At 41.8% G+C, this 21,067-nt stretch carries 16 protein-coding genes; 7 read left to right on the top strand and 9 right to left on the bottom strand.

All coding sequences use genetic code 11. From position 1 onward, the window contains the following. Positions 1–272: 272 nt before the first annotated feature. The 4 genes from V5G21_RS15090 (at position 273) to V5G21_RS15075 (ending at position 4,440) form a co-directional block, all read left to right on the top strand. Positions 273–1,274 (top strand): metal-binding protein ZinT, encoded by a 1,002-nt coding sequence (locus tag V5G21_RS15090; RefSeq protein WP_212930213.1) that lies wholly within the window; start codon positions 273–275, stop codon positions 1,272–1,274. A 64-nt stretch (positions 1,275–1,338) separates the two neighbouring features. Continuing rightward, positions 1,339–2,913, top strand: a complete 1,575-nt coding sequence (locus V5G21_RS15085) for a metal ABC transporter solute-binding protein, Zn/Mn family (RefSeq protein ID WP_338464899.1) — start codon at positions 1,339–1,341, stop codon at positions 2,911–2,913. A gap of 55 nt (positions 2,914–2,968) precedes the next feature. Then, positions 2,969–3,676, top strand: coding sequence for a metal ABC transporter ATP-binding protein (locus V5G21_RS15080; protein ID WP_073304908.1), 708 nt, complete (start codon positions 2,969–2,971; stop codon positions 3,674–3,676). Next, a complete protein-coding gene (locus V5G21_RS15075; RefSeq protein WP_011245968.1) occupies positions 3,622–4,440 on the top strand; it encodes a metal ABC transporter permease in 819 nt (272 codons plus the stop codon). The genes V5G21_RS15080 and V5G21_RS15075 overlap by 55 nt, the downstream gene beginning before the upstream one ends. A 176-nt stretch (positions 4,441–4,616) precedes the next feature. On the opposite strand, the gene gucD is transcribed toward V5G21_RS15075, so the two are convergent. From gucD to V5G21_RS15055, 4 genes are all read right to left on the bottom strand, one after another. Next, the gene (gene gucD / locus V5G21_RS15070; protein ID WP_035202054.1) at positions 4,617–6,086 is read right to left on the bottom strand and encodes an alpha-ketoglutaric semialdehyde dehydrogenase GucD; all 1,470 of its coding nucleotides are present in this window, start codon (positions 6,084–6,086) and stop codon (positions 4,617–4,619) included. Positions 6,087–6,136: 50 nt separating this feature from the next. Continuing rightward, positions 6,137–7,042: a dihydrodipicolinate synthase family protein gene (locus tag V5G21_RS15065; RefSeq protein WP_035202056.1), complete on the bottom strand. Its 906-nt coding sequence runs from the start codon at positions 7,040–7,042 to the stop codon at positions 6,137–6,139. Positions 7,043–7,065: 23 nt separating this feature from the next. Beyond that, positions 7,066–7,938, bottom strand: a complete 873-nt coding sequence (locus V5G21_RS15060; protein ID WP_212937327.1) for a fumarylacetoacetate hydrolase family protein — start codon at positions 7,936–7,938, stop codon at positions 7,066–7,068. A gap of 183 nt (positions 7,939–8,121) precedes the next feature. Continuing rightward, positions 8,122–8,898 carry an IclR family transcriptional regulator gene (locus V5G21_RS15055; protein WP_095316626.1) on the bottom strand — a complete coding sequence of 259 codons (777 nt, stop codon included), beginning with the start codon at positions 8,896–8,898 and terminating at the stop codon, positions 8,122–8,124. 500 nt (positions 8,899–9,398) lie between these two features. On the opposite strand from V5G21_RS15055, the gene V5G21_RS15050 reads away from it, so the two are divergent. Then, positions 9,399–11,381 carry a YjhG/YagF family D-xylonate dehydratase gene (locus V5G21_RS15050; protein ID WP_095237020.1) on the top strand — a complete coding sequence of 661 codons (1,983 nt, stop codon included), beginning with the start codon at positions 9,399–9,401 and terminating at the stop codon, positions 11,379–11,381. Positions 11,382–11,555: 174 nt separating this feature from the next. Beyond that, positions 11,556–12,998 (top strand): GntP family permease, encoded by a 1,443-nt coding sequence (locus tag V5G21_RS15045; RefSeq protein WP_095237021.1) that lies wholly within the window; start codon positions 11,556–11,558, stop codon positions 12,996–12,998. Between the two features lie 154 nt (positions 12,999–13,152). Here V5G21_RS15045 and V5G21_RS15040 read toward each other — a convergent pair whose 3' ends face one another. Then, a complete protein-coding gene (locus V5G21_RS15040) occupies positions 13,153–13,548 on the bottom strand; it encodes a MerR family transcriptional regulator (RefSeq protein WP_035202064.1) in 396 nt (131 codons plus the stop codon). 112 nt (positions 13,549–13,660) lie between these two features. Here V5G21_RS15040 and V5G21_RS15035 point away from each other — a divergent pair, with 112 nt between their 5' ends. Then, the gene (locus tag V5G21_RS15035; RefSeq protein WP_073304926.1) at positions 13,661–14,425 is read left to right on the top strand and encodes an SDR family NAD(P)-dependent oxidoreductase; all 765 of its coding nucleotides are present in this window, start codon (positions 13,661–13,663) and stop codon (positions 14,423–14,425) included. Positions 14,426–14,646: 221 nt separating this feature from the next. Here V5G21_RS15035 and tkt read toward each other — a convergent pair whose 3' ends face one another. From tkt to V5G21_RS15015, 4 genes are all read right to left on the bottom strand, one after another. Continuing rightward, positions 14,647–16,653 (bottom strand): transketolase, encoded by a 2,007-nt coding sequence (gene tkt / locus V5G21_RS15030; RefSeq protein WP_212930215.1) that lies wholly within the window; start codon positions 16,651–16,653, stop codon positions 14,647–14,649. A 129-nt stretch (positions 16,654–16,782) separates the two neighbouring features. Next, the gene (locus V5G21_RS15025) at positions 16,783–18,135 is read right to left on the bottom strand and encodes a PTS ascorbate transporter subunit IIC (RefSeq protein ID WP_212930216.1); all 1,353 of its coding nucleotides are present in this window, start codon (positions 18,133–18,135) and stop codon (positions 16,783–16,785) included. A gap of 34 nt (positions 18,136–18,169) precedes the next feature. Beyond that, positions 18,170–18,451, bottom strand: a complete 282-nt coding sequence (locus V5G21_RS15020; RefSeq protein ID WP_011245957.1) for a PTS sugar transporter subunit IIB — start codon at positions 18,449–18,451, stop codon at positions 18,170–18,172. Next, positions 18,451–20,514, bottom strand: a complete 2,064-nt coding sequence (locus V5G21_RS15015) for a BglG family transcription antiterminator (RefSeq protein WP_244835567.1) — start codon at positions 20,512–20,514, stop codon at positions 18,451–18,453. Before V5G21_RS15015 ends, V5G21_RS15020 begins: the two co-directional genes overlap by 1 nt. Positions 20,515–21,067: the final 553 nt, after the last annotated feature.

Here is a 21,067-nt window from a genome sequence, read left to right as displayed (position 1 = left end):
AAACGAAAAACAATGGTCAAATCAATTAGAGTTTTCTCCTCTTTTAACAGCGACTTAAAACAACTATGATTACCCTCCACAAATCCACTTTGATCGAAGCAAAGCGAGAGTTTCAATCAACCAACAGCTCCGATATCCCCCTTTATGGATATCGATTATTATTCGAACGAAAGAAATAAAACTCTTGACGGAATAGCAAAAGAAGTGTTAGTTTGTAACAAAACGTAATAATTACGATTTATACTTTTACCTTAAAGGAGAGGAAAGAAAAAATGAAAAAGCTACTTATTGGCTTATCAAGTTTAGTGGTACTCAGTACTTATTTAACAGCATGTCAAGGGACAAAAGAGAAGGAGCAAGTAAACGGAATAGAAAAAGAAGAATCAGAAGTACATACAGATGAGGATCACTCCCATGGTGATACGAACAATTTTGAGGCTCCCGAAAAGATAAACATTGAAGGGGTTGCTGATCACTACCATACTGGCGATGCAATTGAGCTAACTGCAGAACTGGATGAAGAAACAGACTATGATCATTGGCACTGGTATAGCCGAGAAAACGCGGATGAGGAATGGGAAGTCGTTTCAGGGCAGGAAACGGACACATTTACAGGAGAAGCAACAATAGATGGCTTAGAAATAAAGGCTGTATTATTCGATCATGACCATAAGCCTCACGTTCAATCTGCACCAGTCAAAGTGGTGATTGATGATCATCATGGACATGATGAAGAAAGCCGCCAAATCTATCAAGGCTATTTTGAAGATAGTCAAGTTGAAGATCGCGAATTGTCTGATTGGGAAGGTGATTGGCAATCGGTTTATCCTTACCTTCTATCTGGAGATCTAGACGAAGTGTTTGAACATAAAGCAGAAGATGGAGATAAGACAGCAGATGAGTACAAGCAGTATTATACGGTCGGATATGAAACAGATGTTGATCGTATCATCATTGAAGACAATATTGTCACTTTCTTTGAAAATGACAACGAGTATGCAGGAGAGTACGAGTCAGATGGTTACGAGATTCTTACCTATGAAGCAGGCAATAGAGGGGTACGATTTATCTTTAAATTAGTTGATGGATCAGATGAAATGCCTCAATACATTCAGTTTAGTGATCACAATATCTATCCCGTAGATTCCCATCATTTCCACTTATATTGGGGAGATGACCGCGAGGCCCTATTGGACGAAGTTACCAATTGGCCAACGTACTACCCTTCTGAATTAGACAAAGATGGTATCGTACGTGATATGTTGGCACATTAAATGTCGCAGAAGTTCATTTAAAAGAATATAGTTGAAATTCGTACTAATGTGAGGAGAATATAGGATGAAAAGCACTTGGTTCGCTACCATTTTGTTTAGTTCACTTGTGTGTACGACTCTTATAGGCTGTAGCCAAAATGAAGACGAAAATACTGCAAGTGATAAATTATCGGTTGTAACATCGTTTTATCCAATGTATGAATTTGCTCAACAAGTCGCAGGGGATCGTGCCGACGTATCACTCATGGTTTCTGCAGGAGAAGATGCTCATCATTATGAACCAAGTGCCCAAGATGTAGCGGCTGTGAATGAGGCAAAAGTATTTGTCTATAGTAGTGAAGAAATGGAACATTGGGTTTCAAGTCTATTAAACACAGTCGAGAACGATGATCTCGTCATTGCTCGCACAGCAGATGGTGTGGATGTAGTTGATACGAGTGGATCAGGTCATGCTCATGACCACGATCAACATGGAGACGAGGAAAAGCAACAAGCTGCTGGAACGATCAGCATTCAAGGGGTTGCGGATCATTATCATACTGGCAACATGATTGAATTAACGGCGGAATTAGATGAAGAGGTAGACTATGATCATTGGCACTGGTATACAAGAGAAAGTGCGGATGATGAATGGGCAACTGTTCCGAATCAAGGAGGACCTGAATTCAACTATGAGGCATCAGGAGAAAGCTTTGAGGTCCGGGCAGTCCTTTTTGATGAGAACCACAATGAATACGCCGAGTCAGACCCAGTAGAAATTGTCATTGATGATCATGGCCAGGAAGACGAACATGAGCACGATGAGGAACATGGTCAACACCATGAACATGGAAGTGATAGCGCAATTGAAATAGTTGGATTGGCGGATCACTACCATACAGGAGACGTGGTTACACTCGTTGCGCTGCTTGAAGAAGACGTAGACTACGATCATTGGCACTGGTACACACGTATGAGTGAAGAGGATGAATGGGAAGCTGTATCTGGTCAAGGAACCGACCACTTTGAGTATAAAACGACTGGAGAAAGCTTCGAAGTACGGGCAGTCCTTTTTGATGACGATCATCATACGTATGCAGAATCAGAGCCAGTATCGGTCATTATTGATGATCATGAATCACACGATCCACATATTTGGCTAGACCCTGTATTGGCACAAGAGCAAGTTAATGTTATCCGCGATGCCCTGATTGAGGCAGATCCAGACGGACAAGCGATTTATGAGGAAAATGCAGAAGCCTTTAATAAAGAGCTTCAAGCCTTACATGAGGACTATCAAGTTGCTCTTGAAGATGCAGAAAGCCGCGTTTTTGTCGTACAACACCAAGCATTTGGATACCTTGCGCAACGTTATCAGTTAGAGCAAGTAGCGATTGGCGGTTTATCTACAGAAGTAGAACCAAGTCCATCGCGCATTGCTGAAATTGGAAACCTCGTGGAAGAACATAATGTGCCCGTTATTTATTATCAACAAGGGGCAAATTCAGCCATTGCCGAAACAGTCGCTACTGAAACAGGGACAGAGACCGCCGTTTTGTATGACTTAGAAGTACTGTCTGAAGAGCTACAAGCAGAAAATCTAGGATACGTCGACGCCATGCGTAAAAACTTGGAAGCTTTACAGGTAAGCATCAAATAACAAGATAATTAAACGATGGCAGATAGGAAACAACGAATAGAAAGGTCGTTTCATTATGCATTATATTGAAGTAAAGAATCTCGCCTTTCAGTATGAACATGAACCGCTGTTAGAAAATATTTCATTTGAAGTAAATGCAGAAGATTTTGTGATGCTAACTGGAGAAAATGGTGCCGCAAAGACAACTTTGTTGCGCAATATTTTAGGTTTGCTGAAACCAACAAAAGGCAGCGTCCGCATTTCACCAAAAAATCGTTTTGGCGAGAAGCTCATGATCGGATATGTTTCACAGCAGGTTGCCTCGTTTAACGCTGGATTTCCAAGTACTGTGCTTGAATTTGTGCAATCCGGCCGCTATCAAAGGGGCAAATGGTTTAAAAGATTAGATAAAGTAGACAAGGAGCATGTGCGGCGCTCACTAGAATCCGTGGGAATGTGGGACATGCGCCATAACAAAATAGGCGAATTATCTGGCGGGCAAAAACAGCGGATTTCGATTGCCCGTGTATTTGCAACAGACCCTGATTTGTTTGTCCTAGATGAACCGACGACTGGAATGGATGTGAATTCTAGAGAAGAATTCTATAAATTGTTGAAGCACAATTGTCGTGAACATGGGAAAGCGATTTTAATGGTTACCCATGATCATGAAGAAATCCGTCATTATGCTGATAAACATATTGAGCTAGTCAGGAAGGAGGGCTCTCCATGGAGATGTTTTTCCATGGATTCATGCAAAGAGCTGTCCAAGCCTCCCTGCTAATCTCATTCATTGCACCATTGTTAGGCTTGTTTTTAATATTGCGTAGACAGTCTCTAATGGCGGATACTTTATCCCATGTATCCTTAGCCGGTGTAGCACTAGGTTTGCTAATCGGCGTCAATCCAACGTGGACCAATCTTTTAGTCGTTGCGGCAATTGCCATCATGCTTGAATATTTACGAGTGGTGTATCGTACGTATTCAGAAATTTCGATTGCGATCTTAATGTCAGTTGGCATGGCTCTAGCCCTATTCTTGATGGGGTTAAATGAGGGTGGCGCGACTTTAAGTATGAACCAATTTTTATTTGGCTCCATTGTCACCATTAGTCAGCAGCAAGTATGGATGTTGTTCATCCTAACGATTATGATTAGTCTCCTCTATTTCGTTTTCCGCAAACCTATGTATATTTTGACATTCGACGAGGAAATTGCCTTCACTGCAGGTTTGCCTATCAAAACGATGTCTATTTTGTTTAACGTGTTAACAGGGGTAACGATTGCAATCATTATGCCGATAGTCGGCGCTTTACTCGTTTCAGCCATTATCGTCTTACCTGCTGCAATTTCAATGCGGTTAAGCAAAAGCTTTAATGGTGTTATTTTCATTGGAATCGTGATTGCCTTAATTGGCATGTTGAGTGGTTTAGTCGCTTCGTATGAATTAGGTACACCACCGGGAGCTTCTATCATATTAATCTTTATGATCCTTTTTGCTGCGACTGCACTAGTTAAACAGATTTTGCGTCACACTAAATTAGATTAAATAGAAGTGATGGCGCAAATTTTAATGACCGTTTTGCTTCGCCAGGGCCATGTTGTTCGTTTGGGCAAACCTCGATTTATCGAACCACTTTTAAAAAACGGCTTAAGCTCTAGACATCAGAGCATAAGCCGTTTACATGGTGATTATTTCGACTGCCTACTTGGACAAAGGTTCACTCAACTTCTAATCAAAACCGTTTTAATCGCCGTATAAAATTCTTTGGCCGCTTCCCCTTGTTCACGTGTTCCAGTACTTGAAGCTTTCATTCCGCCAAATGGCGCCTGTAATTCGACACCGGCACTTTCTGAATTGACACGGACTAATCCAGCTTCGATATCATCAATGAAGGAAAGGGCTGAGCCAATATTTGCTGTGTATAAGGAAGCGCTTAACCCAAATTCAGTGTCATTTGCGATATCAATTGCTTCTTCGACACTTTTTACTTTAATAAGAGCAATCACTGGTCCAAATATTTCTTCCTGGGCAATACGCATGGCGGAAGTCACATCTTCAAAAATCGCTGGTTCGACATAGAACCCATTAGCGTATTCATTTTCAGTTAACCGTTGCCCACCGAATAGAAGTGTAGCGCCTTCTTCTTGGCCGATTTGAATGTACTCTAAAACGGTATTTAATTGGCTTTCACTGGCGCACGGCCCCATCCAAATGGTTGAATCCATCCCATCGCCGATCGTAATCTTTTTCGTTTCCGCTAAAAGGGCGGCTTTCAGTTCTTCGTAAATCCCTTCTTGTACAATGACACGACTCGTTGCCGTACATTTTTGCCCTGTTGATTTAAAGGCACCGCTTAAAATTCCTTGCACAGCGCTTTGGACATCTGCGTCGTCTAGAACAATGACCGGATTTTTCCCGCCCATTTCCAGTTGGTATTTTATGCCATTAGCGCTTGCTGCTTTTGCGACTCGTTTACCGGTGGACTCCGATCCAGTGAACGTAATCCCGTTTAATTTCTTGCTATTTATAAGCGCTTCGCCAACAATGGAGCCTTTTCCGGTTATAAAGTTCAATACCCCTTTAGGAAGGCCTGCAAGTTCAAAACACTTAACCACTTTAGCGGCTGTGACCGCACTTTCAGAAGCTGGCTTAAAGACAACCGTATTTCCATAAACCAATGCCGGAGCGATTTTCCATATAGGGATTGCTACTGGAAAGTTCCAAGGGGTAATGATGCCAACTACGCCCAAAGGCGTCCGTTTTGTAAACATTAGCGCCTCTTTATCGGAAGCTGGAATCACTTCCCCCTCTTTTCTCATCCCTTCTGCTGCATAATACCGTAAGATCGCTATCCCACGTTGCGTTTCACCAATTGCTTCGGGCAACGTTTTTCCCATTTCCTTTGTTAACGTTTCGGCAATGTCATCAACGTTTTTTTCTAACTCATTTGCGACACTAGCTAATAGTTGGCCCCGTTGATATGCCCCGGTTTTACGCCAGCCGATTTTCGCTTCAGTCGCCGATTGAATCGCCTCATCGACTTCTTCAGTTGTCGAAGACTGGAGTTGGCCGATCGTTTCAGTTTTGTTCGCTGGATTCACACTATCCATTACTTGTCCGCTCGTACTGTCTTTCCATTCACCGTTGATGTAATTTTGAAATACTTCTACTGTTTGTGTAAATTTCGCCACTTATACGCACCCCTATCTGATTTTATTTAACTTACTAGAATTCCAATCAATCAGTCTTCTTTCCATTTACGATTGATGTTATCGACGATTCTTTCTACTTCTGACCTTGTATTGGCGTTAATTAAATGAAAAGGTTTCTTATGATAGACACGTTCACCGTTAAACCATCTATAGGAAACCGCCTCTTTAATCGTTGAAAAGAATGAGTTGTTTATATCATATAGTTGCATGGCTTCGGCTATTAGGTTTTGGTAACGATTCACTGCTTCGAAATGTTGCTGTTCCATCGCTTTCTTTAGCTTGACGGAGATTTCTGGGAATACGACAGCTGTACTATTAATACTTCCGTTGGTGCCGATCATCATACCAGGTAATAAATGATCATCAAAACCTGTTAAAATTACAAATTCGGTGTTTTTAGGTCTAACGTTTTCAATTAATTTTCTGTATCTGCCTATGTCACTAACCGTTTCTTTTATTCCTTTTAAATTGTCATGTCTTTCTAGTAACTCAGGAATAATGTTTACTGGGATCTCTTGTGATGAAAGCATCGGCACATTATAGAGATAGGCATCTATTTTAATCGATTGAATAATTTCGCTGAAATAATCGATCAGTTGTGCTTCACTTAATGGCCAATAAAAGGGATTAACAATTAAAACTGCATCCGCTCCTGCTTTTTCAGCTTTTATCGCTAAATCTACCGCCTCTTCAACAACATTGCTTCCAACATTCACCATACACTTAACCCGCTTATTGATATAGGGGATGACGTGATCGATATAATCGCTCTTTTGTTGGTGCGTCATAGAAGTGAACTCACCGCTGCTCCCTAATAAGAGAAGTCCATCTACCTCTTTTTCAATCAGAATATCGATTAGTCGGAAATTCGTTTCTTTATCTACTGAGCCATCTTCATCAAAAAACGTAACAAGTGGAGGAATGATGCCTTGCAACAACTTAATCACCTCAGACTTCTTTATTTTTGAAAGGAACCGACATAATTCTTTAATGTGCCGATGGGTTTAGAGCTAATGTCAATCACATCGCCTACCGCTAATGTGAAATCGTTATCGGGAACAATACACGTGCCCGTCAATAAGACCGTTCCAGGTACGATGTCATTGTCGCGTATTAGAAACTCTACTAATTCCTCTAGTTTTCTTTTTAATTGACTCACACTAGCTGACCCCTGGAAAACAACCTCGTGCTCCCTGCTAATCGTACACATAATCGAAAGCTCATATGGATTTTCGATGCCAGTTGGCATAAGGATGGCTGGGCCAATGGAACAAGATTTTTTCCACACTTTCGCCTGTGGCAAATATAAAGGATTTTCGCCCTCAATATCTCTGCAACTCATATCATTTCCTAATGTATAACCAATGATCTCTTCCCCTTCGCCAATAACTAAGCCTAGTTCAGGTTCAGGAATTTGCCAGTTTGAATCACTTCGGATCAATAACTCTTTATTTGGACCTTGGGTGCGCCGTGCAGTCGATTTTAAAAAGATCTCAGGGCGCTCAGCGTCATATACTTTATCGTAAAACGTTAATACATCGAGCTTTCCATTCGTTGCTTCGTAATTTCGGGCCTCTCTGCTTTTCATGTATGTTACTCCCGAAGCCCATACCTCATCTGCCTCTATGGGGATCTCCAAGGCCGTTTCTTCAATTGATACTGGAGCTAGGCTGTTCTCTTTAATATACATTTCTGCTGTTTTCGCATTTTCTTTAAGATAATAATAAAAATTCACATAGTTATCGAAAGGGACGACATACATTTCAGAAAATGTCTGTCCAATCGCAGAATGGACAATATGCTCTTGATCTTTAAATCGAATGAATTTCATATAGAGTTAGTCTCCTTTTTGGATAGATTGTTTAGCCGGGTTTCAAATCGAACCTGCCCACAGCATGATAACGCATTCATTTTTTTAGTCACTAACCGGAATGCATATGAAAGCCGCCTTTTTTCAATCCAAGAAAATGGTCTTGAACCAAAACCATTATTCTTGGATTCTCACAAATTCGTTCTATTGAGGCCCGACAGGTTTTAAAAATCCTGCATGAAGAGAAATTCTCTTGGCCAAGTCTACAATCTCCCGTTCTGCTTCTTCTTGTTTCTTTTCCCAACTTGTTGTTAGCATCGTTACACTAACAGCAGCAATGACTTCATCCTCTTGATTCTTTACTGGGGCAGCAATACAGAAGAAATTTTCTACGGCTTCTTGATATTCCTTAATGTAGCCCTGTTCATCTAATAGGGCAATTTGTGCCCATAGCTCCTCTAATGTTTTGATGGTGTATGGCGTTTTAGCCTCAAGGCTTCTTCCCTCATACAAGTCCTTCATTTCGTTAAACGTATATTTGGAAAGGAGAACTTTTCCCATCGCAGTTGCATGAGCAGGAAATTTCATTCCTGGATCAGTGGCAACCCTTACTGGGGAACTCCCCTCTTTCTTTGCCAAATATAAAATATCGACACCATCCAAAATCGAAAGCTGAATCGTTTCATCTAAATTGTTGACAGTGCTCACTGCCTCCTCCGAAAACGTGCCAATTAAATCAAATTGACTCGAGTACAAAGCACTAAATACACCAAATCTCATTCCAAGGGAATACGTATCATCCTTCCCTTTCTTCACCCAACCGAGCGTTTCAAGTGTATTCAGCAATGAATAAAGTGAGCTTTTATTAATATTTAATTCATTGGAGAGATCAATTAGCCGATATTGATTGGGCCGATAGGCAATAAGATTTAAAATGTTATCTGCCTTCCCAATCGCGGGAACCCAATATTTTTTCTCCATAGCGCCAAACCCTTCTATTTTGTTTAATATAATAAACTTGGTTTTCTTATTAAAACCTAACATGATCAATTCATGTAGTCAATATCGTATTTTTATTTAAGGCAATTGTCCATTCAAGTTGGTTTCATGAGATAGGACGCATCGTTTAGACAGCCATTCATCTTACCGTTCACGGTTTTTCTAATTGAAAAAAATCTATTTCCAACTCATAAATTGTATGCTATCATCAAAATAGTTTAATACAACAAACTAGGTTTCTTATATAAAACCAAAATAACGACGTTTTTAGCTGTATGAAGATGAATGGAGCCATTAACGAAAGATGAATGAGCAAAAAACACCTAGTTGAGCAAAACTTTAAGGGGGTGAATTTCCAATGAAGTTGAAAGCGCTTTATTGAAATTCAGCTTTATCGGTGATTCTTGAAGCAATGATAAGACAATAAAAAGGATTGCTTTCCTTTCGTTGAAAGGAATAATCTCAATCATGGAGGAAAACATATGTCATTGCATTTAATATTTGGCGATGAGGATGTCTCTCTTTACAACATTCAGACTCATGCAAAAGGAGCGGATGGCTCACTCCCCCTTACATCCGAGATGTTGTTAGATTCACCAAGTGGCGACCTTTTTGGACTATCTCAAAACGTTGGTATGGGATGGGCGCCTTCCCGTCTCCTTGGAAAACAAATTTTAATCCTAGGCACTCAAGGTGGAATCAGGCATGAAAATGGCGCTCCGATTGCCTTAGGCTATCATACTGGCCACTGGGAAATAGGCCTGCTCATGAAGGAAGCAGCGGAAGAAATCCGCAGACAAGGAGGCGTCCCTTTTGCCGGATTCGTTAGTGACCCATGTGATGGCCGTTCCCAAGGAACAACTGGTATGTTTGATTCCCTGCCGTTTCGAAACGACGCAGCGATTGTTTATCGAAGGCTAATTCGCTCGTTGCCAACGCGCCGTGCCGTTATTGGCGTAGCGACATGCGATAAAGGCCTTCCGGCAATGATGGTTGCTTTAGCGTCCATGCATGACTTGCCAACTATTATTGTTCCAGGAGGTGTCACGCTTCCGCCTACAAACGGTGAAGACGCAGGCAAAATTCAAACGATTGGAGCACGCTACGCCAATAACGAAATCAGCTTACAAGAAGCTGCCGATCTCGGGTGCCGTGCTTGTGCGACACCGGGAGGAGGATGCCAATTCCTTGGAACAGCTGGCACCTCTCAAGTCGTTGCCGAAGCGATGGGTATCGCGTTGCCTCACTCGGCACTGGCGCCATCTGGCCAGCCGATCTGGATGGAGATGGCTCGACAATCAGCCCGTGCAGCATTAGAGATGGAGAAAAAAGGACTGTCAACTAAAGACATTATGACGGATAAAGCGATCGAAAATGCGATGGTGGTTCACGCGGCTTTTGGCGGTTCAACCAATTTACTCCTTCATATCCCAGCCATTGCCCACGCCGCTAATTGCAAGATACCTACTGTCGAGGACTGGACAAGAATCAATAAGAAAATCCCTCGCCTCGTTGATGTCCTGCCAAATGGGCCTGTTGGTCACACGACTGTTAAGGTATTCCTCGCAGGTGGTGTTCCTGAGGTTATGTTGCATTTAAGAAAATTAGGCGTACTGCATGAAGATGTACAAACTGTGACTGGAGAAACTCTTGGTGCAAACCTTGATTGGTGGGAAAAATCCGAAAGACGCGCTCTAATGAAAAAACAGTTGCTCGAAACAGACGGAATTGATCCAGACGATATTATCATGGACCCAATCAAAGCAAAAGAAAGAGGCCTAACTTCTACGGTTACATTCCCGAAAGGAAATATTGCGCCTGAAGGATCTGTCATTAAATCGACTTCTATTGACCCTTCAGTAGTAGGAGAAGACGGAATTTATAGACATACCGGGAAAGCGAAAGTCTTTACTTCAGAAAAGTCTGCTATAAAGGCGATTAAACATGGAAGCATTGAAGCAGGGGACATCATGGTTGTGATGGGCGGCGGCCCTTCCGGAACGGGGATGGAAGAAACCTACCAACTAACATCGGCATTAAAACATTTGTCTTATGGAAAACATGTTTCCTTGATTACAGATGCCCGTTTTTCAGGTGTTTCTACGGGCGCATGCATTGGACATATCGGACCTGAGGCATTGGCAGGCGGACCAATTGGAAAATTACGCGATGGAGATGTGATTGAAATCATCGTTGACCGCAATGAGTTAGTAGGTTCTGTCAATTTCATTGGAACGGAAAATGAGCGGCTTTCTTTGGCCGATGCAAGTCAAGTACTGAAAGAACGCTCCCTCCATCCAGACCTTCAACCGAATCCAGATCTGCCAGACGATACTCGTTTATGGGCTGCGCTCCAATCCGTAAGTGGAGGAACTTGGCGAGGAAATATTTACGATACAGATCGAATCATTGAAGTTCTAAAAGCTGGAGTAAAAGCGTTAGAGGAAGAACAAATAAACGTCTAAATGGCACACAGGTTAAAACGTGCGTAAAATTTCCCCCATTGTGCTTCATAAATGGGGGATTTATTGAAAGCGTTTTCCGTATATGGTTTTTTTCAATGAACGGCCCTTTCGGATAGTAGACAATCCAAGTATGTTGAAAGCACACGAATACTTATTCATTTTTGGAGGTTTAGGATGCCATTATTTATCGTAGCAGCTGGAATTGTCTTGTTACTCATTTTGATTACTGGATTCAAGTTAAATACATTTGTTTCATTAATTATTGTCGCTTTTATCGTAGCGTTGGCACTAGGCATGCCTTTAGAAAATGTAGTGTCCTCCATTGAAGCGGGATTAGGAGGTACACTTGGCCATATCGCGTTAATATTTGGGCTCGGTGCTATGCTTGGCAGGTTAATTGCGGACGCAGGGGGTGCCCAGCGTATCGCCATGACGTTAATTAACAAGTTTGGAGAAAAGAGAATTCAGTGGGCTGTTGTTGTTGCTTCGTTCATTGTCGGCATTGCCCTATTTTTTGAGGTCGGCTTAGTATTATTAATCCCGATTGTATTTTCGATTGCAAAAGAACTAAGGATTTCTATTTTATACTTAGGCATTCCTATGGCAGCCGCTTTATTAGCAACTCATAGTTTCTTACCGCCGCACCCAGGACCGACCGTAATAGCTGGCGAGTATGGGGCAGATCTTGGAGTCGTTTTACTCTATGGAATTATGATTGCCATACCAACTGTCATTATCGCAGGCCCTCTCTTTACTAAGGTTGCTAAAAAAATTGCACCGGATGCATTCAACAAAACAGGCAATATAGACTCGTTAGGAGAACAAAAAACATTCAAACTCGAACAAACGCCTGGATTTGGTATTAGTGTCTTAACTGCGATGTTCCCTGTTTTATTAATGGCTATTTCTACAATCGTCGATCTCGTCCAGAACTCAGTAGGGTTTGAGGATAATACGATCATAGAAATCATTCGCCTTGTCGGAAACCCTTCGTCTGCCATGTTACTATCTTTATTGCTTGCATTTTATACAATGGGGATAGCAAGAAAGATCCCAATCAAACAAGTGATGGATTCATGTGCATCATCAATTGCAGCGATTGGAATGATGCTTTTAATTATTGGAGGTGGAGGCGCCTTTAAGCAAGTGCTCATTGATGGCGGTGTCGGAGATTATGTAGCCGAACTATTTAAAGAAACGTCCATGTCCCCTCTTTTATTTGCTTGGCTCGTTGCGGCAATCTTGCGTATATCTTTAGGTTCAGCCACCGTTGCCGCTATATCTACAGCGGGATTGGTTGTGCCAATGCTAGCCCAATACGATGTCAATTTAGCCTTGGTCACTCTTGCAACTGGAGCAGGCAGCTCGATTTGCTCCCATGTGAATGATGCTGGATTTTGGATGATCAAAGAATACTTTGGGTTAAGCATGAAAGAAACATTTTCAACATGGACGATCCTATCGACAATTACTTCTGTCGTTGGATTAGGGTTTATTTTATTATTCGATGCATCCTTCATCATCGCAGGAATAGCCATCGTTCTTATTAGTGTGGTAGCCATATACTTCAGCACCATTACCCCAATAAAAGATAAAAGAAAAGCGTTAGGGGCATAGAGTCGTAGACTCGTGCTCCCTCTTTTTTTTTTGATGAAGCTTGCCTTCTACTTCTGTTTTCGACGCCTCATCCTGCTACCGCCTGCCGGTTCACAGTCCAGTAAACGATTACGAGAGAAGCATGCACACCTTCCTATCAAGGACATAGTGTGGCTCATTCTTGTTTTTCGAGCAAGCCGTACTTTTTTTCGGCCTCCTCTGGATTTTCGTAAACGGCGATTTTCGAATCAATAAGCGCCAAATTTTTCTTCAGTGCTTCCATCTGCTTTACGACTTGTTGACGATGGTCGGCGAGCATTGTTTTTCGTTCTTCGATCGTCTGCAAGCCCTCCGTGCACCAATCCGCGTACTGCTTGATGTCTTTGATCTTCATTCCCGTATCCTTTAAGCAGCATACCATAGCGACCCAATTGAGATCCGTGTCCGTGAATACCCGGTTGCCGGATTTATCCCTTCCGATAAAAGGCATTAAACCTTCTTTGTCATAGAAGCGCAGGGTGTGAGCGGACAGGCCAAACTTGCTCGCGACCTCGTTAATGGAGTAATTCAATTTTTTTATTTCACCTCTTGACTTAGAGTTAACTCGAAGTACTACACTCACTATAGACCACTGCTAACGACAGATCAAGTGGTCTCATAACAATCAGAAGGAGAATGGGACTATGATTTCAACGCAAAAGATTGCACTCGTAACGGGAGGCAGCCGAGGGCTTGGCCGAAATGCCGCTATCGCCCTTTCCCGTAAAGGGATTGACGTGATTATCACGTATCATACTCGCAAGGACGAGGCGGACAAAGTTGTTCAAGAAATAGAAAACAGTGGTCGAAAAGCGGCAGCGATCCAGTTAGATACTGGCAACGTATCCTCATTGGACGCGTTTGTTTCCCGGATGTCCGCAGTTCTGCACGAAAGATGGAATCGGGATCAGATCGATATTTTGGTCAACAATGCGGGCTACGGCATTCACGCTTCCGTTGCGGAAACGACGGAAGCACAATTCGACAACATCATGAACGTGCAGTTCAAGGGCGTTTTTTTCCTGTCACAAAAACTGTTCCCTTACATCGTAGACAATGGGAGAGTTGTCAATATTTCAACAGGGCTGACCCGTTTTGTCATTGAAGGGTTTGGCGCTTATGCAGCAATGAAAGGCGCGATCGAGGTCTTAACCAAGTATATGGCTAAAGAATGGGGAAAGCGAGGCATTCGCGTCAACGTGGTTGCCCCTGGAGCGATCGCGACCGATTTTGGCGGAGGAGCGGTAAGGGACAATCCGCAGATGAATGAACATGTTGCCTCTAATACAGCGCTAGGTAGGGTTGGAGAAGCCGATGATATCGGTGGGGTTATCGCTTCCTTGTGCACAGAGGAGTTCGGCTGGGTGAATGGGACTCGCCTCGAAGTATCTGGCGGGCAGATGCTTTAATTGAACAAGGCCCAAGAGCTGCGAAAGCGCTCCGTAACACTTATTTCAACGATGCTCGTTCGATTGCCTTTTTGCATAGGTTCCACATACTTGCTTTAGAATCAAAAGGATGGTCTGTAATGATGATAGACTGTCAACACAAATTTCTCGCTTCTCTTAAAAAGAAAAAGGTAACCGCGTTATCGAGGTTACCTTTTTCTTACTTATGAATCAAATCGGAATCATCGAACGTTTGCTAGTAGCTGTTTAAAGTTGTCAACTACATTTTCGACGGTAAAGCCAAATTTTGCAATTACTTCCTCACCAGGGCCGGATTCGCCAAAGGAATCAATGCTCATAACGGCACCATTGGTACTTGCATATTCTCTCCATCCTAGTTTCGAACCCATTTCAATTGTTAGGCGGGTTTGAAGATTGCTTGGCAATACGCCTTCTTTATACTTTTGCGATTGTTTTTCAAATAAATCCCAGGATGGCATGCTGACTACATTTACATAAATGCCTTCTTTGGCCAATTCCTTTTGGGCATTGATCGCCAAGGACACTTCAGAACCAGCAGCAACCAAAATCCCTACAGGTGCCCCTTCTGCTTTGGAAATCACATAAGCACCGCGTCTTACACCTTCTTCCGCCAAGGTATCGGAATCCTTTAATGTAGGGACATTTTGTCTTCCTAACACAAGCATTGTTGGACGGTCTGTTTGCTCAACAGCTACTTTCCATGCAGCTTTTGTTTCATTCGCATCCGCAGGACGAATTACTGTTAAACCAGGCATTGCTCGAAAAGAAGCTAACTGTTCAACCGGTTCATGGGTAGGTCCGTCTTGTCCAACGGCAACGGAATCATGTGTAAACACATAAGTTACCGGGAGTCCCATTAAAGCAGCCAATCGAATAGCAGGGCGCAAATAATCGGAGAATACGAAGAAGGTACTTACAAAGGGACGAAGGGAATGCAGTGCCAAACCGTTTGCAATGGCGCCCATCGCAAATTCTCTAACACCAAAACGGATATTTCGTCCCCCATAGCGATCATTACCGAAATCGATCTCCTCTTTCAATCTTGTTTTTGTAGATGAATCTAAGTCGGCAGAGCCACCAACAAATTCAGGTATACGTTTGACAAACGCGTTCAAGACTTCACTTCCTGCTACACGAGTAGCCAATGAACTTCCTTCTTCATAAGAGGAGAGATGTTCATCCCAGTTTTCAGGAAGTTGGCCTTCCATGATTCGCTTTAATTCCTGCGCAAGTTCCGGATAGTGCGCTTCATATTGACTGAACAATTGATTCCATTCTTGTTCTTTTTGTTTTCCGCGTTCGCGAATCGTTGCGTAATCAGCATAAACTTCTTCAGGAACATAAAACGCTTCTTCATAATTCCAATTGTAAAACTTCTTCGTTTTAGCAACTTCCTCTTTCCCCATTGGGTCACTGTGGGCATTATTGGTTCCTTGCAAGGAAGACCCATAACCGATCACCGTTTTAATTTCAATAATTGTTGGACGGGTTTCATCGGCTTTTGCTTCTTCAATAGCCTTTGCAATCGCATCTACATCATTTCCATCTTCAACCTTCATGTATTGCCAATTCATAGATTCAAAACGTTGTTGAATATTTTCAGAGAAAGCCAGTTCAAGTCCGCCATCAAGGCAAATATCATTGGAATCATATAAAACGATTAAACGTCCAAGTTTTAAGTGTCCGGCGAGAGATGCAGCTTCATAGGATACACCTTCCATTAAATCTCCATCACCGCAAATGGTATACGTATAGTGATCCACAACGGGAAATCCTTCCCGATTATAGGAGGCTGCCAAATGTCTCTCAGCCATTGCTAAGCCAACACTGGCGGGAATTCCTTGGCCGAGGGGGCCCGTGGTTGCTTCAACCCCTGGAGTGACCCCATATTCCGGGTGGCCTGGAGTTTTGCTCCCAAGACGTCGGAAGTTTTTCAAATCTTCTAGCGTAACGTCAAATCCAGTCAAATGCAGCAAAGAATATATTAAAGTAGAACCATGCCCTGCTGAAAGGACAAAACGGTCACGATTAAACCAGTTTGGATTTTCAGGGTTCACGTTTAAAAAATGTTTCCATAAGCTATAAGCCATCGGGGCTGCCCCCATCGGCATACCCGGATGTCCATGCTGTGCTTTTTCAACGGCATCGAGAGTTAAGGTCCGAATTGTATTAATTGAGAGTTGAGATACATTAATTGTTTTAGTCATTTTTTACCTCCATGTTTTTCTTTTTGAAAATCTGATAGGGATAACTTGGTTTTTAATAATAGAAAGGCCTCTGCCGCCGTTGCATTTGCTTTATCTCCTCCTACTCATTTTTGGTCCAAAATTTAGGTTTTATTTTGCTTCATTTTCTGTTGAAGAAGCTTTTTTACCAAATGGAACCAGCATTAGAGCAACAATTATGACTAGGCCGATCACGATTGCAATGGAGCCAAAGTAGTTAGCCAACGTTCCGAAGAAGATACCAGATACGCCAAAGTCTGTGTCAGAGAAGGTTGTGCTTGCAAAGCCAAGATCTCCTAGTACCGGCATTAAGAATACAGGCAAGAATGAAATAATGACACCATTTACAAAGGAACCAACAACCGCCCCTTTAACACCACCGGTTGCATTCCCTAATACCCCAGCTGCCGCACCAGTGAAAAAGTGTGGAACAACACCAGGCAAGATAATGATTCCACCTGTAAAGGTCATAACAACCATACTTACAATCCCGCCGACAAAGCTTGAGAAGAAACCAATTAATACAGCATTTGGCGCATAGGTATAAATGATTGGCACATCCAACGCCGGTTTTGCATTTGGTACAAGCTTTGTGGAAATACCTTTAAAAGCAGGAACAATTTCTGCAAGAATTAGACGGACACCAGCCAAGATGACAAAGACGCCTGCCGCAAAGTTACCGGCTTGAGTAAGAGCATAGACAATGAAGTTTGTTCCGTCACTTAATTCTGTTTCGATAAAGGGTTGTCCAGCGAACAAAGCCACAATGACATACATAACAGCCATTGTTAACGCGATACTTACAGTACTGTCCCGCAAGAACCCTAAACCTTTCGGAAAATGGATTTTTTCCGTTGAAGTAGGATTTTTGCCTCCGACAGCTTTTCCAACTAAACCACTAACTGCGTAGCCTACCGCACTAAAATGGCCAAGAGCAACCTGATCGTTTCCGGTTAATTTCCGGACAAATGGTTGCACAATTGCCGGGGACAATGTCATGATAATACCTAATGCTACAGAACCAGCAGCAATTAATCCGACTGAGTCAAACCCTGCAACCGCCATGATAATTGCAAGCATACAGGCCATGTATAACGTGTGGTGGCCAGTTAAAAAAATATATTTGTATTTCGTAAACCTTGCTAGAATGATATTGACAGTCATACCAAAGAACATGATAAGCGCTGTTGTTGTACCGTATTCTGAAAGCGCGAGGCCTACAATGGCTTCATTGTTTGGCACAACACCTGATACGTTAAACGCTTTTTCAAACAATGTTCCAAAAGGAATCAATGCTGTTTGTAAAACACCTGCTCCTGCAGAAAGAACGAGGAAACCGATAAAGGTTTTTGTTGTCCCTTTCACAACATCTGCCGTTCCTTTCTTTTGCAGCAACAATCCAACGAGTGAGATTAAAGCAACCACGATGGCAGGCACACTAAGAATGTCTATTAATGTTTGCATAGGATAAACCTCCCAATCAGCTCATATGAAATTTTTAGAGCAATCCATTTTCTTGTAATACTTGTTTCACTTTGTCCCTCAATTCTTCCATGTCAATGATGCTTTCCAAAACAACGACATTCCCTAAATGGGAACCGCCTTCTGCAATATCCTTTGCAAGGAAGAACACATCCGCATCGCCAGGAGTTGCTGAACTTAGGTCAGAATGGTTTACTTCCACTTCCGTTACGCCTAACTCTTCTAAAATTTGTTTAATATTCATTTCAACCATAAAGCTTGTACCTAAACCCGACCCACAAACTGTTAAAATTTTCATCATTTACTCTCTCCTTCATTGTTAATATTTACTATTTCTTCAACCGTTTTTGCTTGTTTCAATTCTTTGAGCTTATCATTGTCAGCCAGTATTTTTGTTAGTTGTGACAATGCTTTTAAATGGGTTTCATTGTCAACTGCGGCTATACAGATAAAAATATCAATTTTATGTTGTTCTTGACCTAAAAGGAGCACCGGCGTTTTGGTTCTTAAGAACGACATTCCGACTTGGTTGACCCCGGCTTGTGGTCTTGCATGGGGAATGGCAATCCCTTTTCCGATATGGATATAGGCCCCTAATTCTTCAACATTGTTAATCATGGCATCCACATAACTGTCTTCAATTTTACCAGTGTCTGACAATGGCTTCGCGGCTAAGCGGATAGCTTCTTTCCAGTCCAACCTTTCATCTGTGAAGCTAATCATATCCTTTGTCAATAATTCTGAAAGCATTGGCGAATATCTCCCTTTCTTAAAACCCTCAAAATAAAGTACATGAACAAGTTCTGAAAATAATCTTTCTTCATCTCGAATATCTGCATATTTTCTGATGACTTCAATAATTTGATCGACAGAGATATTCCGGTAATTCAAACTTGGGAATTCTTTCGCAATTTCTTGAATCAAATAATTTTTTTCGACCTGTGAGAGCAACGGTTTTACTAAATAAACCGGTTTCGTAGATGGAACCCTCACTGTTGAAAAGATAAGATCATAACTGGACTTAGGAATCTCTGTCATCTGATCAATACTATGAACATTTAGGAAATGAATATTAGGAAACATTTCCTTTAACTGCGCTTTTAGCATCAATGAAGAACTAACGCCATTGGAACAAACGATTAACCCATTGACAGTGGAATGGTTTCTTTTATCTTTTTCAAGATAACCGCCAAAGTGCAATGTAAAATAGCCAATTTCCTCTTCGCTGATCACTTGCCCAGTCCACATCGATAGCGGTGCAAGAGCGATTTTCACAAACTCAAAAAGTTCCGGATACTCTTCCTTTATCCTGTTTATTAATGGATTGACTAAAGGAATTTTAAAGGAAATTCTAAAGAATGCAGGAACGAGATGATCATAAAGACTTTTTTTCAATGTTTCTCTATTCTCTAGCGGAAGCAATGTCACCCGTTCAAATTCTTCGATAATTCGTTCTGCCAACTGTTCCAATAAAGCGTTTTCATATTTTGATTCTTGCATTGATATTAACAGCATAAGGCTGACAAAATACTGCTCGCTAACAGCTTCTTTACCAAAGAAAGTTTCGGCCATTTCCTTTCCCGCTAGAAAGGCATTTTGCCTTTCGATAATATGCTCTTGATATTCCGGAAAATTTAAGTTCGCGTATTTTTTTCTTGCTCGAAGGTAAGTCAGAAATGGAAGAATCTCATTTTTCCTGCTTTTGACTAACATGATGGAATGTTTTTTGACGACCTCAGCAAAAACGCTCTCCGTTTCTTCAATAAAATCGTCATAGCCCCAATCATTAAGCGGCAAATGGATTAGTTCATTTCCAAAAGGTGAATCTAACAATATATTCACCGCGTATAAGGCCAAGCGTCTTTTATCAAATTCATCACCGATTAAATAATATCCATCTTTTCTGGAATAGATCATGCTCAAATTCCATTCTTCACAAATCTCTCTCGTTCTTTTTACATCTTCAAGCGCCGTGTTCTTGCTTACCCCTAAAAATGTCTGATAGTGAAAATTAGAAATAGGCTCCTTGCGAATGAACGTATAAAGGTAAAGTAGATAAACCCGATCTTCCTTGGAAATGGTGACTAAGGCTGGATTAATTTCATATAATTCCCCAGATTCAACCGCTTGGATTAAGTTTTCCTCCAAAATAAACGTATTGTTTTTCAATTGAATTGGAGGCAGATGCAAGTTTTTTAACGCATAATTCAGTTTGTCAAAATCATAACCAAATTGTCGTTCCGATACTTGCATCATTCTTAAAACTTCTGGTTTGGTTACTTGTCTGTGCTGGGTAATTGTTTTTAGCAATGTGTAGGATCTTTCATCTAGCACTTTACGTCCCCCATTTCTTGTTTTCATTATAGACCGCCTTTGAAAGCGATACAATTTGATTCAAACCCAATCTTTGTTGCCCATTTTTAAAAACGTTGTACTCAATTGCGCCGGATACGAGTCCTTTCTTTATTGTAAGCCTCTATCAAACACCGCTTATCATGCCGAAGCACCCCCTAGTATGATCAATGTATCAACCAAAAGAGGTGCTTTCTTTCGTAGGGCCGGCCTCCCATCCAATCAAGCCCAAATTTGTATGTAAACGCAACCTCGAGGCTCCAAGTAGTCGAATGCTTTTTCTTCAAAGGCACTCTGTTAGTAACGAACGAAAAGATCTGTAGAGAATCGGCCATTGCGTATCCGCACACGTAAAGTGAGCGTGCTACCTGGGATGTCAGTTGGCGGGGCTAGGAGCCTTGGCGATACTCTTCGCGCCTGTCCCCTCCCGTGAATTTCCTAAAAACAATTGCTGCAAAAGTTCTCCTTGTATTTTTAGGAAACGAATTTGACATAAGTATACGAGCCTAACTATCGATCACCTACCGACTAACAAAACCCTACCTATATTCAATGATTGTCT

This window comes from Shouchella rhizosphaerae, from assembly GCF_036700015.1.
Classification (GTDB): Bacteria; Bacillota; Bacilli; order Bacillales; family Bacillaceae_D; genus Shouchella; species Shouchella rhizosphaerae.
This window is presented reverse-complemented; position numbering and strand designations above follow the sequence as displayed.

Excerpts from the sequence above, each read along its gene's own strand:
- V5G21_RS15045 (WP_095237021.1), top strand. The coding sequence starts at position 11,556 with ATGCCATTATTTATCGTAGCAGCTGGAATTGTCTTGTTACTCATTTTG.
- V5G21_RS15020 (WP_011245957.1), bottom strand. The coding sequence starts at position 18,451 with ATGAAAATTTTAACAGTTTGTGGGTCGGGTTTAGGTACAAGCTTTATG.
- V5G21_RS15035 (WP_073304926.1), top strand. The coding sequence starts at position 13,661 with ATGATTTCAACGCAAAAGATTGCACTCGTAACGGGAGGCAGCCGAGGG.
- tkt (WP_212930215.1), bottom strand. The coding sequence starts at position 16,653 with ATGACTAAAACAATTAATGTATCTCAACTCTCAATTAATACAATTCGG.
- V5G21_RS15060 (WP_212937327.1), bottom strand. The coding sequence starts at position 7,938 with ATGAAATTCATTCGATTTAAAGATCAAGAGCATATTGTCCATTCTGCG.
- V5G21_RS15085 (WP_338464899.1), top strand. The coding sequence starts at position 1,339 with ATGAAAAGCACTTGGTTCGCTACCATTTTGTTTAGTTCACTTGTGTGT.
- V5G21_RS15015 (WP_244835567.1), bottom strand. The coding sequence starts at position 20,514 with ATGAAAACAAGAAATGGGGGACGTAAAGTGCTAGATGAAAGATCCTAC.
- V5G21_RS15025 (WP_212930216.1), bottom strand. The coding sequence starts at position 18,135 with ATGCAAACATTAATAGACATTCTTAGTGTGCCTGCCATCGTGGTTGCT.
- V5G21_RS15080 (WP_073304908.1), top strand. The coding sequence starts at position 2,969 with ATGCATTATATTGAAGTAAAGAATCTCGCCTTTCAGTATGAACATGAA.
- V5G21_RS15055 (WP_095316626.1), bottom strand. The coding sequence starts at position 8,898 with ATGGAGAAAAAATATTGGGTTCCCGCGATTGGGAAGGCAGATAACATT.
- V5G21_RS15050 (WP_095237020.1), top strand. The coding sequence starts at position 9,399 with ATGTCATTGCATTTAATATTTGGCGATGAGGATGTCTCTCTTTACAAC.
- V5G21_RS15090 (WP_212930213.1), top strand. The coding sequence starts at position 273 with ATGAAAAAGCTACTTATTGGCTTATCAAGTTTAGTGGTACTCAGTACT.
- V5G21_RS15075 (WP_011245968.1), top strand. The coding sequence starts at position 3,622 with ATGGAGATGTTTTTCCATGGATTCATGCAAAGAGCTGTCCAAGCCTCC.